Annotated in this window: 12 protein-coding genes and 1 other RNA gene; 11 read left to right on the top strand and 2 right to left on the bottom strand. The window is 39.7% G+C overall.

The features are described from left to right. The first annotated feature begins 2 nt into the window (after positions 1-2). The 4 genes from FHG08_RS06805 to FHG08_RS06820 all read left to right on the top strand — a co-directional run bounded on the left by FHG08_RS06805 (position 3) and on the right by FHG08_RS06820 (position 9,246). Positions 3-2,759, top strand: coding sequence for an AAA domain-containing protein (locus FHG08_RS06805; RefSeq protein ID WP_178955109.1), 2,757 nt, complete (start codon positions 3-5; stop codon positions 2,757-2,759). A gap of 706 nt (positions 2,760-3,465) precedes the next feature. Next, entirely contained in the window at positions 3,466-4,881 is a 1,416-nt protein-coding gene (locus FHG08_RS06810) for a TolC family protein (RefSeq protein ID WP_178955111.1), read from the top strand. Next, complete coding sequence (locus FHG08_RS06815; RefSeq protein ID WP_178955113.1) at positions 4,871-6,166, top strand: efflux RND transporter periplasmic adaptor subunit; 1,296 nt, start codon at positions 4,871-4,873, stop codon at positions 6,164-6,166. Before FHG08_RS06810 ends, FHG08_RS06815 begins: the two co-directional genes overlap by 11 nt. Next, positions 6,163-9,246 (top strand): efflux RND transporter permease subunit, encoded by a 3,084-nt coding sequence (locus FHG08_RS06820; protein ID WP_178955115.1) that lies wholly within the window; start codon positions 6,163-6,165, stop codon positions 9,244-9,246. The genes FHG08_RS06815 and FHG08_RS06820 overlap by 4 nt, the downstream gene beginning before the upstream one ends. 155 nt (positions 9,247-9,401) lie before the next feature. On the opposite strand, the gene ssrS is transcribed toward FHG08_RS06820, so the two are convergent. Continuing rightward, positions 9,402-9,585: non-coding RNA, 6S RNA (gene ssrS, locus FHG08_RS06825), on the bottom strand. Between the two features lie 539 nt (positions 9,586-10,124). On the opposite strand from ssrS, the gene FHG08_RS06830 reads away from it, so the two are divergent. Genes FHG08_RS06830 through FHG08_RS06845 form a run of 4 tightly spaced genes read left to right on the top strand, consistent with a single transcriptional unit; the run spans position 10,125 to position 14,409 of the window. Then, positions 10,125-10,688, top strand: a complete 564-nt coding sequence (locus tag FHG08_RS06830) for a UPF0149 family protein (RefSeq protein WP_008110427.1) — start codon at positions 10,125-10,127, stop codon at positions 10,686-10,688. Between the two features lie 36 nt (positions 10,689-10,724). Continuing rightward, a complete protein-coding gene (pepP, locus tag FHG08_RS06835; protein ID WP_178955117.1) occupies positions 10,725-12,047 on the top strand; it encodes a Xaa-Pro aminopeptidase in 1,323 nt (440 codons plus the stop codon). A gap of 14 nt (positions 12,048-12,061) precedes the next feature. Next, positions 12,062-13,249, top strand: a complete 1,188-nt coding sequence (ubiH, locus tag FHG08_RS06840) for a 2-octaprenyl-6-methoxyphenyl hydroxylase (protein WP_178955119.1) — start codon at positions 12,062-12,064, stop codon at positions 13,247-13,249. Further along, a complete protein-coding gene (locus FHG08_RS06845; protein WP_178955121.1) occupies positions 13,246-14,409 on the top strand; it encodes an FAD-dependent monooxygenase in 1,164 nt (387 codons plus the stop codon). The genes ubiH and FHG08_RS06845 overlap by 4 nt, the downstream gene beginning before the upstream one ends. 167 nt (positions 14,410-14,576) lie before the next feature. Here FHG08_RS06845 and FHG08_RS06850 read toward each other — a convergent pair whose 3' ends face one another. Next, positions 14,577-15,776, bottom strand: a complete 1,200-nt coding sequence (locus FHG08_RS06850; protein WP_178955123.1) for an alpha/beta hydrolase-fold protein — start codon at positions 15,774-15,776, stop codon at positions 14,577-14,579. A gap of 410 nt (positions 15,777-16,186) precedes the next feature. On the opposite strand from FHG08_RS06850, the gene rpsF reads away from it, so the two are divergent. The 3 genes from rpsF to rpsR are packed head-to-tail and all read left to right on the top strand — an operon-like array spanning position 16,187 to position 17,129. Further along, positions 16,187-16,528 (top strand): 30S ribosomal protein S6, encoded by a 342-nt coding sequence (gene rpsF, locus FHG08_RS06855; RefSeq protein ID WP_008110420.1) that lies wholly within the window; start codon positions 16,187-16,189, stop codon positions 16,526-16,528. 43 nt (positions 16,529-16,571) lie between these two features. Continuing rightward, positions 16,572-16,889 (top strand): primosomal replication protein N, encoded by a 318-nt coding sequence (gene priB / locus FHG08_RS06860; protein ID WP_008466122.1) that lies wholly within the window; start codon positions 16,572-16,574, stop codon positions 16,887-16,889. A gap of 12 nt (positions 16,890-16,901) precedes the next feature. Beyond that, positions 16,902-17,129 (top strand): 30S ribosomal protein S18, encoded by a 228-nt coding sequence (rpsR, locus tag FHG08_RS06865; RefSeq protein WP_002962753.1) that lies wholly within the window; start codon positions 16,902-16,904, stop codon positions 17,127-17,129. The last annotated feature ends 28 nt before the right edge of the window (positions 17,130-17,157 follow it).

The raw sequence follows: 17,157 nt of genomic DNA on the forward strand, positions 1-17,157 counted from the left end.
TCATGGATGAAAGCAAATTTTTAATATTAGTATTCCAATCGAACAGCTGGCTGGATAAAACAAAAGAAATTTCCTCAATTGTTGAAAATAGAAATAAATACGAGGTTTACTTTGGCAAAAGCGATAAGGTGTACGCTTATAATAAAGATAAAGTGCAATATTTTGAGCAACCTAAAACAATAGAACTAAATAAAAACCTCGTCCGTATTAAGAGTCGAGGTACCCATAAGTGGAATTTTGCGCTGTCTTTTGGAATTTACGTATGTTTATTTAATGACAAAGAGAAAAGAATAGAACTAACTAAAAACATCGAATTAGTCCCTAATATTGCAGAATATGAAGATACAAAAAAATTAATTGATTACTACAACTTTTTAGCTAAATCACTTGAAAATAAAACATCACATTTAAATTTATATTACGATAAAAAACTAAGTGCCATCCAACCTGAATGTGTCATTAGTAACTTTGTTACGCTAGCGCCAGCAAAGCATGAAAAAATAACAACCTATCCTATATTTCCTTTCGGTATAAATCCTTCACAACAAAGAGCAGTTATTAATGCCTTGGAAAGTCAAATTAGCCTGATACAGGGTCCTCCCGGCACAGGCAAAACGCAAACTATTCTCAACATAATTACCAACATAATCATACAAGGAAAAAACGTTGCTGTGGTAGCAGGTAACAATTCCGCAATTGATAATGTTTTTGAGAAATTAGAGAAAGAGCAAATAAGCTTTATCGCTGCAAGGCTAGGTAATAAGGATTCACAAAAGCAATTTTTTAGTGTTAAAGGAGATCTACCTGAATTTAAAGGTTGGTCAATGGACAGCAACACTGTTTATCACCTTAGAAATCAATTAAACCAAATAAGTAGTCAAACAACTCAGTTACTAGAAGCTAACAATGCATTGGCAGTTCTTAAAGAAACTCTAGTGCGACTAGATATAGAAAAGCAATATTTCGATAAACATTTTGATATTAGGCCTTTAAACATCAAACGTTTTTCATTTATGACTAAATGGAATACCCCTAACCTTTTAAGTTTTTTAGCTGATTTTAAGTACCACTCTCAATTTGAAAAATTAAGCTGGTTAACAAAATTTAAATGGTTATATAGATATAAAATCTACAAATTTGCTGATTTAAGACTATTAAACGAAAATATATTTAAAAGCATCATTAGCGAATATTATCAACGTAAAACAATTGAATTAAATCAAGAAATAAATAGCTTAGAGCAGCTTCTTATTCAAGAGGATTTTGAAAGCCTTGTACAAAGACAAACACAGCTATCTAACACCCTTTTTAAATCGTTCATAGCACAAAAATACCAGTCAATTAAAGATAGTGATTTAGACGAAAAGTCTTATAAAAGAAGCCAAGAAGCATTCGAAGAGTTTGTTAATCGATACCCTGTAGTGCTTAGCACTACTGATTCAATTATTAACAACAAAAGTGAAGCCGAGCTATTTGATTATTTAATTGTTGACGAAGCATCGCAGGTAGATTTATTAACGGGCTTTCTATCGATGTCATGTGCCAAAAACATTGTCGTCGTTGGTGATTTAAAACAGCTTCCACACATACCTGACGGTTCATTAAGCAGCTCTATAGACCAACAATATAATATAATGAATGGTTATAGTTACTTTCACGAAAGCCTATTATCTTCACTAGATAAACTGTTTCCTTTAGTACCTAAAACACTTTTAAAAGAACATTATCGTTGCCACCCTAGAATTATCGACTTTTGTAATCAAAAATATTACGACGGTCAGTTAATCACAATGACATCTTCTTCAACTGACCCTTTCAAAGTCATCAAAACGGAAAAAGGTAACCATGCGAGAAAGCCACCTTCCGGTAGTGGTTTTATTAATATTAGAGAGTTAGATGTTATCAATAATGAAATTTTAAGTGATGAATTAAAATTATCAGAGGTTGATGAAATAGGTTTTATTTCTCCATATAGAGCGCAGGCTGATCAAGCTTCATTACGTTTTTCAGTAAAAGATATAGCAGCCGATACGGTTCATAAATTTCAAGGTAGAGAGAAAGAAAGCATAATATTTAGTGCAACAGCAAACAGATTAACCGCATATATGGATAAGCCAAATCTTCTAAATGTAGCTGTTTCTAGAGCTAAAAAGCGATTTACTTTAGTTACGTCTCAAAACGTACTAAAAAAGCAAGGTTCTAACATAGGTGACTTACTGCGACATATAGAGTATCAATCACTGTCACCTTGCATTTTTGAAAGTAAAACTATATCAATTTTCGACTGTTTATATAAAGAATATTCATATGCTTTAACTTCATTTATGAAAAAAGTAAAAAGATCCTCTGATTATTTATCTGAAGATCTAATGTCTACTCTGTTAGATGATATTTTAAAGCAAAAATTTTATAGCTCTTTTTCATATCGGAGAAATTACACTTTAAGCTTATTAATTAATGATTCTTCAGTACTCAACACAGAAGAAAAAATTTTTGCTAGCCACCCAAATACTCATATTGATTTTTTATTGTTTAATAAGCTCGATATGCTACCAATTTTGGCGATAGAAGTAGACGGGTATGAATTTCATGAGCTTAATGAGAAACAGAAAATTAGAGATAACCACAAAAACAATATTTTAGCTAAGATATCACTCCCATTATTACGGTTATCTACCACTGAAAGTGGTGAGGGGGATCGAATCGAATCGGCACTAAATAGTGTGATTGAATTACCTGTAGATGAAGCTGAATATTAATTTGAGATATACATTTTTATAAGAATAAATTCTAAATGTTCAACTAGGGTAAAAATTGAATAATAATCGATGCTTTGATCAACAGATTGATGATTCTAAAACACTAAAAATGCACCGGCTTATTTTCATGTATGACTTTTTAATACTTCAAACCAGAATGCTGAAAAGAAAGTAGGAAAAATCACAATTAAATCAATGTATTATTGCAATTCCCCAGTTAAAAATAGTTAGGGTTATTTCTGCCTCCCTCTTTATTTAACATGTAGTTATAGCGCTTAGGTAGTGACTGTCGCTATCTATCGTAGGTATCTTGTAATCAGTAGGTCAACCGTTCCACTCGGTTAGTCGAAAGAATGTATACAAAGCCTCGCATATGCGAGGCTTTTTTGTTTCTGTCCTAAGTTCGGCGCAGCATTAAACCGCGTTCCATATGCAAAATATATTTATAATTTTATTCCGCTTTAGCTGGTGTAATGCCAATAGCAAACTCTGCCGTATTTTCTATATCAACTTTTTAAGAGTTAAAATTAATTCTCTGATTAAAAGTTAGCTTGCTCATTTGTTTTTGATAGTTGTATTAACACTTAGCGCATTGAGTGAACTTACAATTTCACCGCAAGCTATGTAATGTTATGTAAAGTCAATTGAGCAAAGTTTGCTAAAGTGATTGAATAACATTCATAAATAGCATTGATCAGGTTTAAACATGATGTGGCAATATAAGCCATCTTTATTAGCAATAAGCATTATAGTGTTGAGCGGTTGTGCGAGTAACTTAAACCAATCGCAGCGCGAACAAACTCCAAATAATTTACCACAGCAGTGGCAACAACAAGCATCAAGTTCTGTATTAAAAGTGGATGATGAATGGTTAACTCAACTACACACGCCATTACTTAACAAATACGTAGAACAAGCGCTTAAAAACAACCAACAACTATTACAAACCAGCTATGATGTCGCTATTACTAAACAGCAACTAATAGTAACCGGATCAGCTCTTTGGCCTAGTTTAGATTTATCTTCGCGTACTAGCCGAAGCAAAAATAACCGGCCTGTTAGCTATAATAATGCCAGCTCGGTAAGCTTAAACTTAAATTACGAAGTTGACTTATGGGGTAAGCTGTCAGATTCAAAACGAGAAGCTAACCTTTCTTATTTAGCGCAAAAAGCGCGTTTTGAACAAGCTAAACAACAACTTGTTTCAGATGTTGTTCAAGGTTGGTTTGATGTTGTGTCTGCGCAGCAGCTGCTTGATTTATATAAGCGCCGTGAAGAAAATGCTAAGCAAAACCTCGATATAATTGAGTCGGGTTATCGCCAAGGTATTAACGAAGCGCTTGATGTTTATTTAGCCCGCAATGAGCTTAATAACGAACGCTCACGCATTGCCACTCAAATAGCGAGTTTATCAAGTGCAGCGCGAGTGCTTGAGCGCTTACTAGGTGAGTACCCAAAAGGAGCTATTGCAGCAAGCACTGACTTACCGGTTGTTGATACCGAAATTCCAGTTGGTATTCCTTCAGAGCTCATTACCCGAAAGCCCGCATTACTTGCCAGTTGGTATGAGTTATTAGCTACCGATGCGTCATTGGCTTATGCGCATAAACAGCGCTTTCCTAGTTTAAATTTAACTGCAAGCTTAAGTGATAGTACAGATAGGCTGAGTGATTTGTTTTCTCCTTCAAGCCTCGCATGGTCTTTACTCGGAAGTATTTCGGCACCTATTTTTGAGGGAGGACGTTTACAAGCCAATGAAGAAATTGCACGCCTGAATGCGCAAAAGCAAGAACAGCAATATTTACAAACCTTGTACGATGCATTTGCTGATGTAGAAAATGCGATATCGCAGCAGCAGTCTTTAAAAGCGCAGTACACCAGCACCCTCGAAGCACAAAAAAATGCACTTGCGGCCGAGCAGTTATCGTTTGAGCAATATCAAAGTGGCTTAGTAACTTATACCACGGTACTTGATGCACAAGGTCGCTCATTCGATGCGCAAAGTTCATTAATACAAATTAAAAACCAATTAATCGCAAATAGAATTAACCTACATGTTGCCCTCGGTGGTGATTTTGAAAAACCGTCAAGCGACTTAAAGAGCAATAACGATGAACACTAAAACAGCTAAAATTATTATTCCAGCCGCGGTTGTTGTTACCGCTCTTTTAATTGTATTTTTTATTAAGAGTAATCCGCCAGAGGCGAGACGCTTTAGTTCAGCACCAAAAGCAGCAATTAGTGTATCTGTACTTGAGCTTGTGCCTCAAACTTATCAAGTAATGATAGACAGCTACGGTACAGTAAAACCTCGAACACAAAGCTTACTTGTTGCTCAAGCATCTGGGCAAATAATTGAAGTGAGCGATGAGTTTAGAGAAGGTGGCTTTTTTGAAAAAAGCGACGTGTTATTAAAGCTAGATGATAGAGATCATCAGGCAGAGGTTAAATCTGCACAAGCTAACTTGCTCACAGCAGAGCAAAGCTTATTAGAAGAAAAGGCCCGCGGGCAACAAGCACTGACTGATTGGAAGCGCCTTGGTGGTTCAAGCCAAGCTAGCAGCTTGGTATTACGTGAGCCGCAATTAGCAGCTGCGCAAGCACAAGTGCTATCGGCTCAAGCTGCTCTTGAAAAAGCAGAGCTTGATTTAGAGCGTACAAAGGTTACCGCACCTTATGCTGGGCGCATACTGAGTCGTAGTGTCGATTTAGGTCAAGTAGTGAGTAACAATACCCAACTTGCCACTATTTACGCTATTGATAGTGTTGAAATTCGCTTACCAATAAAAAATAAAGACCTTTCGTTTGTTAACCTGCCAGAGCAATACCGTGATGGTGCTAAAAACCAAGCGGGTTCGTTAGTTAAATTTAGTTCTGATTTAGTGGGGGAGCAAACATGGCAAGGCCAATTGGCACGCACCGAGGGCGCTATTGACCAAAACGCGCAGCAACTTTACGTGGTAGCAAAAATAGACGACCCATATAAATCAACCGCCAGTAATCAGTATCCAATTAAAATAGGGCAATACATTAAGGCGCAAATAGCGGGTAAAACGGTGCAAAATGCGTTGATCATTCCTAACAGCACAATTTATCAAGGTACTTATGTTTATGTGGTTGAAGGTGATGTATTAAAGCGTAAAGACGTTACTTTTGCATGGCAAAACGCAAACCAAGCAATGATCAAGACAGGATTAAAAGCAAACGACAAGTTGGTTATCACGCCACTTGGTCAAGTGAGTTCGGGCACTAAAGTGAGTATTTTAGATGAAGAGCCAAAGGAAAAAAAATCTAAAGGTATGCGCCCGTCGCGAGAGCAACTTGAGCAAAAAGCAAAAGAGCTTGGTATTAGTGTTGAAGAGTTAATAAAAAAACGTCGCGCAGCCAAGCAAGGAGATAAAGTATGATTGCTTGGTTTACTAAAAACCATGTTGCTGCCAATTTATTGTTAGTAACTTTGTTGTTGTCGGGACTATTTAGTTTATCGAGTAAAATACCACTTGAGGTGTTTCCGTCCTTTGAAACCGATATGATAAGCGTTGGTGTTAGCCTGCGTGGTGCAACCCCTGAAGATGTAGAGCAGGGCGTAACAATTCGTATAGAAGAAGCGGTACAAGACCTAGAGGGTATTAAACAAATATTTAGCCGCTCGTCAGAGGGCTCAGGCTCTGTAACCATTGAGGTTGAAAGTGGTTACGATCCTCGTGAACTGTTGGCTGATATTAAAAGCCGAGTGGATGCGATTAATACGTTTCCTGGCGATGCCGAAAAACCAATTGTTGCGCTGGCTGAGCGCAAAAGAGAAGTAATAGCTGTTACTGTATCAAGTGATTACGGCGAAAAAGAAACGCGTGAATACGCAGAAACAGTGCGAGATCAAATACTGCGTTTGCCTAATGTAACCCAGGTAGAGCTAAGTGGTGTACGAGATTATGAGTTAGCCATTGAAGTTAGCCAAGACACACTTCGCCAATATAACCTGAGCCTTGCGCAAATATCGAGTGCGATTGCTAATTCGAGTTCTGATATTTCTGCCGGTAACTTAAAAACAGAAGGTGGCGACGTACTGATCAGCTCAAAAGGGCAGGCTTACCGTAAAGACGAATTTGCCAGCATAGTAGTAAAAAACCAAGCCGACGGAACGATTATCCGCTTAGGTGATATTGCTACAATTAAAGACGATTTTGAAGAAACGCCAGTACGCACCCGTTTTAATGGTAAGCAAGCGGCGTTTATAGACGTTTACCGAATTGGCCCGCAAAGCGCGATAACCGTGGCAGACGATGTTAAAAACTACATTGAAGAACAGCAAGCCACGCTACCACAAGGTTTTAAACTAAGTTATTGGGACGACGATTCAGAGCTAGTTAAAAGCCGTATCGCCACCTTAACCAGTAATGCTTTACAAGGTGGTATTTTAGTACTGGCACTGCTCACGCTATTTTTGCGCCCAGCAATTGCATTTTGGGTGTTTATTGGTATTCCTGTATCGTTTATGGGCGCGTTTATCGCGATGCCAATTTTTGGTGTAACGCTAAATATAATGAGCTTATTCGGCTTTATTTTAGTACTTGGTATTGTAGTAGATGACGCCATAGTAACCGGCGAGAACGTGTATACCCATTTAAAAACGGCAAAATCCGGTGAGCAGGCTGCTATATTGGGTACTCAAGAAGTTGCGACTCCGGTTACCTTTGGTGTACTGACTACCGTTGCTGCCTTTTTACCTTTAGCATTTATTGAAGGGGCGCGCGGCGCCTTATTTGCACAAATTCCGGTAGTGGTTATTCCAGTTTTATTGTTTTCGCTAATTGAATCTAAATTTGTGTTACCAGCACATTTAAAATACATAAAACTACGCCACCAAAAAGGTGAACCATCTAAGCTTGAAGCGATTCAACAACGCTTTGCAGATGGCTTTGAAAGTGCAATTTTAAAATATTACCAACCTATATTAAACACGGCTTTACGCCATAAATTAGCAACGGTTAGTTTATTTGTGGGGGTATTTTTTATTATTTTAACCATGATCACCAGTGGTTGGACTAAGTTTATCTTTTTCCCACGAATTCCTAGCGAAACTGTACGAGTCAATCTAACACTGCCAACAGGTACACCGTTTGAAGTAACCAATAAATACGTGATTGATATGTCCGAAAAAGCGCAGCAATTACAAGACAAATATCGCGATCCTAATACAGGCGAAAGCGTTATTTTAAATATATTAGCCACTACTGGCGGACGCGGTGGCGCGTCTAACTCCGGAGCGGTACGCTTTGAGATTACACCTGCTGAGCAGCGTGAGTCAGATATAGGTTCGCGAGAGCTTGCTAGTGAATGGCGCGATTTAATTGGTGTTATTCCTGGCGCTGAAAGCCTAACATTTAGAGCTGAAATTGGCCGAAGTTCAGACCCAATAGACGTTCAACTAAGTGGTACTTCACTAACAATATTGCAAGATGTAGCTGATAATATTAAAAATCGTTTAGCAACGTACCCAACGGTGTTTGATATTGCCGACAGTATGTCTGACGGTAAAGAAGAGTTGCGTATAGAGCTTACGCAACAAGGTTTGGCGCTTGGTTTAAATCGTGTAAATGTAGCAGGGCAAGTGCGAAATTCGTTTTTTGGCTCGCAGGTTCAGCGTATTCAACGCGGACGAGACGACGTGCGTGTAATGGTACGTTTACCTATTGATGAGCGCCGCTCTGTAGCTGATTTACAAAACATACTAATAAATACTCCCGATGGCGGTTCTGTACCATTGTCGCATGTGGCAACGCTTACGGCAGGGCAAAGCCCATCAACCATAAACCGTATTGATCGTTATCGCACACTAAACGTGACGGCTGATATTGAAAAAAATAACACCAACATGACGGTGCTTCAAGCCGATCTAGCACAATACTTAGATGAGTTAATGCAGCAATACCCAGGTGTTGAGTACAAACTTGAAGGTGAAGCCAAAGAGCAAAGAGAGTCGTTTGGCTCATTGGCTTGGGCGTTAGTGTTTGTGTTTTTTATAATTTATGCGTTATTGGCCATTCCGTTTAAGTCATACATGCAACCAATTATTGTTATGAGCGTTATTCCATTTGGCATGATTGGCGCTGTAGTAGGGCACTGGATAATGGGTATGGACTTAACCATTATGAGCTTACTAGGTATGCTTGCGTTAATAGGTGTGGTAGTAAACGATTCGCTCGTATTAGTCGATTTCATTAATAAAAAACGCAGCGAAGGTGGCGATTTAATAGAGGCAGTTAAACTTGCTGGCGCATCGCGCTTTCGCCCGGTTATGCTTACTAGTTTAACCACTTTTATTGGCTTAATGCCGCTGCTGTTTGAAAAGGCGACTCAGGCGCAGTTTTTAATACCTATGGCAGTAAGCTTAGGGTTTGGGATTATATTTGCGACTTTTATAACCTTATTACTTGTTCCCGTTAACTATATGCTGATGGAGCGCTTTCAAGGTTGGTTTAAGTAGTGTTAGGCATTAAAAAGACAAAGGGATAGGTGTTAGAGATAAAAATTAAATATCGGGCTGTGGAAACGCAGTTCGATATATTTAAAGACGAAAGATAGGGAATATTTAGTTAAAAAGAAATGCTTGAGAACCTAGAACCTAAGCTATAAAGGAAGGTGTTCCCCGAGAATGCGGTGCCCGGTGTCAGTCCTGAAACCTTGAGGTTTCAGGGCGGAAATCTGCGGTTTACCGTAGGCTTCTCGGTACATGCCGAGCTTGCACAATAGTAAACGAACAAAAATCCTGGTATAAAATTTATCGGCTCAGGGACTTAACCAAGCTCCTGCACCCCAGGGAACAAATATTAGTATATAAGACATATTCCAATCCTTAAACCCCAATCGTAAAAAATTAAACTGTTCGCTCAGTTTTCCTCCAAATTTAGGGTCTGTTGATCTTTGCGGATTAAAATTTGTTCAAACTAGGGGTGGTTTAATCGCGGCGCGAGGTTTGTAACCTAGTGGGCTAAGTAAAAACCGAGCAAAGCTTCCGCGTCCTGCTCACGCCCCTTACCTACATCCATGTAGGCAACAAAGAGTAAATCGCCCCTAGGCAGAACTCTTCGGGCAGCGCCTGTTTGGCATTGATGCTGCGTTATCGCCTATTTATGGGGAATAACCACACCACATAGGCTCTGCCTTGCCTAAATACCAAACAGACTGCTGCAAATTTAACCTTGAAGGGTCAACAGACCCTAATCTTGTATTTACTTTTAAGATTGCTTTTTGAACTCAATTTGCTTTTCAATCGCTTGCTTTTGACCTCAGTCATAGAATTCATTGGAGTTGCTTTTTATCGAGTGGTAGCATTGCTTTAATTAGCAAAGCGAAGACGTCATTATGAATAACTTACCAGATTACGAAAAAGCCCAACTTCTTTTAGAGAAAAATGAAATATTTGTATCACCCGCAGAAGCGCATGGCGTTATTAGCGGCTTACTTGCTTGTGGGCTAAGCATTGACGATAAAGAATACTTAGGCTTACTGAGCGATGTATTTAATGATGGCGAGTCGTTTAGCAACGATTTAAAACAGTTTTTTGGCCAAATTTATCAACAAGTGGTTGAAAGTTTTAATAACGAAGAGTTTCAATTTGACTTGTTTTTACCGAGTGATGACGAAACACTCATCGATCAGGCTAACGGGCTCGTATCATGGGTAGCTGGGTTTATGTTGGGTTTTGGCTTAAAGCAAAAAGATTATGGCAAGCTGTCGGCAGATGTAAAAGAAGTGATCAGCGACTTTAGCGAGATTACACGCCTAGATACAACCTTTGAAGAAACCGAAGAAGATAGCCAAGCACTCCATGAAGTGATTGAGTACGTCCGTGTATCGGCGCTATTGTGTTTTGCTGAGCTAGGCAAAGAGCAAAATCCACAAAGCAACAAAAAAACACTGCATTAATTGAGCAACACAATAAAAGTAATGGGTTAGTTATTAATGGTTGAAATACAAAAGTCAGAGTTTAAAGCGCGCCGCGAGCGTTTATTGGCGGCAATGGATAATAACAGTATTGCTATAATTCCCGCTGCAACGGAGCTCACGCGTAGCCGTGATACTCATTATCCGTTTCGACAAGACAGTGACTTTTTTTACTTAACTGGTTTTAACGAACCCGATGCCGTGTTGGTGCTTTGCAAAAACAGTGATACACCCTCACTATTATTTTGTTTAGATAAAGACAAATTTGCAGAAGTATGGCACGGCAGACGCATTGGTTTTGAAAAAGCACAAAGCGAATACTTATTCGACAAAACTTATGCACTTAGTGAGCTAAATGAACAATTATTGAATTTGGTGAACGGCCAACAGATTTTATTTTATGCACAAGGGACGTATCCTGCCTTTGATGGCAAAGTATTTTCAATGCTTAACACTTTGCGCAGTGCCCCTAAAAAAGGGGATACAGCACCGAGTACAATTAAAGATATTCGCCCTTTATTGCATGAAATGCGCTTATTTAAATCGCCAGGCGAAATTAACATTATGCGTGAGGGCTGTGAAATAAGCGCTCGAGCACACATGCGAGCCATGCGTTTTTCCCACGTTGGCGCAACCGAGTTTCAACTAGAGGCAGAGCTTCATCATCACTATGCAATGAACGGTGCGCCACATCCTGCTTATGGCACTATTGTCGGCAGTGGCGATAACGCCAATATTTTGCACTACACCCAAAATAGCGACGTATTAAACAATGGCGACTTAGTACTGATTGATTCAGGCTGTGAGCTACAAGGCTACGCCGCCGATATAACACGTACCTTCCCCGTTAACGGTAAATTTAGCACTGAGCAAGCTGCGCTTTATAATATTGTACTTAAAGCGCAAGAAATCGCATTTAGCGAAATAAAACCCGGTGGCCTTTTATCTCAGGCAAATAAACTCGCTATGCAAGTACTAACCCAAGGGTTACTTGATTTAGGTATTTTAACCGGCGATTTTGATGAGTTAATGGCACAAGGTGCCTGTAAAGAATACTACATGCATGGTCTTGGTCACTGGTTAGGGCTTGATGTTCATGATGTGGGCGATTACAAGGTTAATAACCAAGAGCGTGTCTTAGAGCCGGGTATGGTGCTAACCATTGAGCCTGGGCTGTATATTAGTAAAGACTCAAATGCGCCTCAAAAATACCAAGGTATAGGTATTCGTATTGAAGATAACTTATTAGTAACTGATTCAGGTCACGACAACTTAACCATTAGCGTGCCTAAAACAATTAGTGAAATAGAAGCGTTAATGCAAAGCGCTAAAAACGCATAAGCTTGGAGATAAAAGTGGCTAAGCAGTTTGATATTGTAGTAATTGGTGGTGGTTTAGTCGGCGCAAGTTGTGCTCTAAGTATAAGTAAAAAAAATCCCAGCTTAAATATTGCTGTAATTGAAGCAAATCAAGTAACCACTGATTATCATCCAAGCTTTGATGACAGAAGTATCGCACTTGCCCAGCAGTCGGTAGAGTATTTACAAAGCCTCAATTTATTTGAAATGAACGCTCCCTATGCTGCGGCCATAAAAAAAGTGAGTGTGTCAGACAAAGGGCACTTTGGTAAAACCCATATACAGTGTGATGAGTTTGCAAAACCCTCATTAGGTTATGTGGTAGAGGTAAACCCATTTGGCAGAGCGCTGCATCAGCGTTTAATGCAATCAAACATATCGCTTTTTTGCCCAGATAGCGTAACAGCGATAAAACAAAATGCCGATAGTAATGAACTTACACTACAAAGTGGTGAAAAACTGAGTGCTAAGCTGTTGGTGATTGCCGACGGTGCACAGTCGCCAACTCGTAATTTATTGGGGCTCGGCTTCAATACCCAGCCTTATGAACAAGGTGCGATTATTGCCAATATAGAAGTCGCTGGTGGGCACCATCATCAGGCGTTTGAGCGGTTTACCCAAAATGGACCTATGGCTTTATTACCCATGAGTAATAACCGCTATTCGTTAGTATGGTGTATGCGCCAAGAACATATTGAGCAGTATATGTCGCTAAGTGAACCAGACTTTATAAGTGCGCTGCAAACTGCCTTTGGTTATCGTGCAGGACAGTTTATAAAAGTCGGTATGCGCGCTAGCTACCCTCTAGTTTATGGGCAAATAGAATCGTTAACGACGCACCGCACAGTGGTGATAGGCAACGCGGCACACGCAATTCATCCTATTGCAGGACAAGGCTTTAATTTAGGGCTGCGCGACGTACAAGTGCTGAGTAACTTAATGGCAAACAGTGAACATGATTTAGGTAGCTATGCTTTTACTCGTCAATATTCAATCAAGCGCCGTGATGATATAAACACCGTAATGACATTGACCGATGCTCTGGTCAGACTTTTTTCAAATTCATCACGGATGTTAGCGCTTGGTCGAAGTATTGGGCTATTTTCAATGGATTTATTCCCTGCATTAAAAGCCCCATTAGCAAAACAATTAATGGGTCAAGTTAAACAAGGTACACGTTTATGAAACAAGTACAGGTTTGTATAGTGGGTGGTGGCTGCGTTGGGTTAACGCTGGCGCTCGGGCTTGCTAAAGCGAATATTAGCGTGGCTGTGTTAGATGCTGCGCCAACTCAAGCTCCACCGAGTGATGATTATGGCTTACGAGTTAGTGCACTAAGTATTGCCAGCCAGACCTTACTGGAGCAATTAAATGTATGGCCACACATAATAGCTGAGCGTGCTTGTGCTTATACGCACATGGATGTTCGTGATGCCGACAGCTTTGGAAAAATAGCCTTTAATAACGAGCAACTTGAGCTTGAGCATTTAGGGCACATAGTTGAAAACGATATTATTCGCTTTGCGCTAATAAAAGAGCTTGAGCAACAAAGTAATGCCACACTGATGTTTGATACCGAGTATCAGCAAATACATCAAAGTGAGTCTGATGTATTTATTAATTTAAAAACTGGCGAACCTATTATTGCTAAGTTGCTGGTGGCGGCTGATGGCGCAAATTCAGCGATTCGTAAACAGTTTAATATGGCGCTGAGCTTTAAAGATTACGATCACCATGCGTTAGTAGCGACAGTTAAAACCAAAGAGTCACATGTAAATACCGCACGCCAAGTGTTTTTACCAACCGGGCCACTAGCGTTTTTACCACTAAGCGATGAGCATACTCATTCAATTGTGTGGTCAACCAGCCCCAATCATTGCGATGAATTGTTAGCAATGGACGACACCGCCTTTAATAAAGCAGTTATGGCTGCCATAGATGGCCAATGTGGTTTATGTGAAGTGCAAAGTAAGCGCGTCGCATTCCCACTTAAAATGCGTTACGCCCAACAATGGGTTAATGGCAAGGTGGTGTTAATGGGCGATGCAGCGCATACCATTCATCCATTAGCAGGGCTCGGTATGAACCTGGGCCTAAAAGATGCCGCTTATTTAATTGAGTTATTAACAAGGGATAGCGAGGAGTTTGCAAGTACGCGCACACTGCGTGATTACGAACGTACCCGCAAGCTCGACGCACAAAAGCACATCGCCATGATGCAAGGGCTAAAAGAGCTATTTGAAGGTGCAAACCCAGTTAAAAAGCTGATTCGTGGTTTAGGGCTTTCACTCGTTGATAACTTAGGCCCAATCAAACATCTATTCGCTAAAGAAGCGATAGGCTAGTAATAAAGACAAGCGGTCAGTTTTTAGCTATCAGCTTTAAGCCAAAGAAAAGCCGATGTTTTAGTTTAAACATCGGTTTTTTTGTTTATAGGCTAATGCTATCTTTTGTGTAGGCGTACAGCTTGCTGACGCGACAAGCGAAGCTCGTAATGCTTTAAGTTAATGAGCTACAAATTTTCTTGTGCTTCATTCACCATATCTTGCAGTGCATCGATTAACAATGGGTCACGCGAGTTCTGTTTAGCAAGTTCTAGTGCGTGTGTCATGCTGGTAACGGCTTCTTTAAACTGTTTGTCAGCAGTGTAGCCTTGCGATAATCGCATGTGGGAGTAAGCTGCATTTGGGTAATCGCGAGTAAAGTGTTTAAGCGTCGTTATCGCTTTTTTAGTGTTGCCAAACTTTTGCTGGCGGTGGGCAAATTCTACGTACACATCTTGTGGAATTTTAAGCTCAAATCCGTACTTATCACTAAGTGCTTGGTAATAACCGGTAATAAGCGATACATCCGCAAATTTTCCGTGCTCGTCAGTCACTTTAAATATTAGGTCGCTAAATAAGTGAATTAAGCTATCGCTAAGTGCTGGAAGTATGGTGCCCATATGAGTAAAAGAGGGGTAATGCTTATATTCCCATTTCAGCTGCGTGGGCATTTGTTGCTCTAAATTTACTAAAGTATTTAATGCACCTGTATAAAAACGTGCGCCTTCACTTGCTACACTAATAAATAGCGCTTGAGCGCCTTTAGGGTTTTTAGTGTATTTAGTGATATTACTTTTTAACTCTTCATCACTCCACCAACTATTTGGGCTTATGGCTATATAGTTGTTAAATAATTCCGGCTGATTAACTAAAGTATAAAGCGCTAATGTACCAGCATTAGAATGACCAATTAAGGTGTTGTAACCATTAGTTGGGTAGTTGCTATTTATGAAGGGCATGAGTTCGCCAGACACAAACTTTAAAAAATTATCGGTTTGCCCTGCGTCAGGCCATTTGTTTTTAACAAAGGTTTGAAACTCCGTTTTAGGCTCCCCTTGTACTTTGGGTAAGTAATCACGAACACGGTTAGTTGTATCAATAGCAACAAGCATGGCATTAGGTATCTGATCGTAATCAACAAGGGATTTGATTACGCCAGACGCCGTATGAAAGTGTTCAACACCATCAAGTAAATAAATAACGTAAAGCGGCTGATCGTCTTTTACGGTTTCAGGTATGAAGATTCTGAGAGGTCTGTCTTCATTAAGTATTTTTGATTGAAGAATGACTTTTTTACCCACGGTTATGTCGGTTGTAGCGGTGTTTGCATAGCTTAAAAAAGAGGTACTAAAAGTAAGTATTAATACAAGCGATAATAAAAGCTTCATAAATATCCTTATTTAATAATGTGTTGCTTGATAATTGCACGGCTTTAGGTTTGAGTAAATGTTTATATTTTAGAAGTAAATGTAGAGCTTAAATAATTTAAAGCTATGCTTTTCAAGCTCGGCGTCTACCTCGTAAATATTAAACACTTATTTTTATTTTATTTGTTGATATAAAGGGAGCATCCAATAATGTCTTCCCGAAACCCGAAACCCGAAACCCGAAACCCGAAACCCGAAACCCGAAACCCGAAACCTTTAACACTTATCTATCAAAGCTTAAAAAACCTGCTTGCTTAATTATCCTACTAAGCGTAAAATGCGCGCTCATTTCGGCTTTTAAACTATTAATTCCTTGCCTTAAACCGACCGGCCGAAACGGTAGAAGGCTCTATTAACCGTAAGGAATATCCATGCGTCATTACGAAATCGTATTCATGGTTCACCCTGATCAGAGTGAGCAAGTATCTGGTATGATCGAACGTTATACTGGTTCTATCACTGAAGCGGGTGGTACTATCCACCGTCTTGAAGACTGGGGCCGTCGTCAACTGGCTTACCCAATCAACAAGCTTCATAAAGCTCATTATGTTCTTATGAACGTTGAAGCACCAACTGAAGTAATCAGCGAGCTAGAAACTACTTTCCGCTACAACGATGCAGTGCTTCGTAACTTAGTTATGCGTACTAAAAACGCTGTAACTGAAGCGTCTCCTCTTGTAAGAGAAGAGAAGAAAGAAGCACCAGCTGCTTAATTGTTTTGAGTCCTAGCATGGCACGTAGTCAGCAGTTACTATAATGGTTAGCCCATATACGAATCAGCTGGTTATATCGGGGGTAGTTTGTAAAACACCCAAGTTTAGCCAAAGCCCCGCGGGCATACCGCATTGTATTTTTGTTGTAGAACATAAATCAATGCAAGTTGAAGCAGATCTTAACCGTAATAGTTACGTTAGGCTTCAGGTGGTTGCCAGTGGTAAGCAAATGCAACAACAGACTCAACATTTGCACGTTGGGCAGGCATTGCAAGTGAGTGGTTTTTTAAATCGCCACGAAGGTCGTAACGGCCTTAGCCAATTGGTTTTGCATGCTCAGCATATAGAAAGAATTATTTGAGGAATTAATCTCATGGCACGTTATTTCAGACGTCGTAAGTTCTGCCGCTTTAAAGCGGAAGGCGTACAACAAATCGATTACAAAGATCTAGCTACTCTTAGAAACTATGTTACAGAAAGTGGCAAAATCGTACCTAGCCGTATCACAGGTACTAGCGCTAAATACCAGCGCCAGCTAGCAACTGCTATTAAGCGTGCTCGCTACTTAGCCCTTCTTCCATACACTGACTTACATAAGTAAGCAGCGGATTAACACGTTTTTAAAAGGT

This window comes from Pseudoalteromonas sp. Scap03 (genome assembly GCF_013393115.1).
Classification (GTDB): domain Bacteria; phylum Pseudomonadota; class Gammaproteobacteria; order Enterobacterales; family Alteromonadaceae; genus Pseudoalteromonas.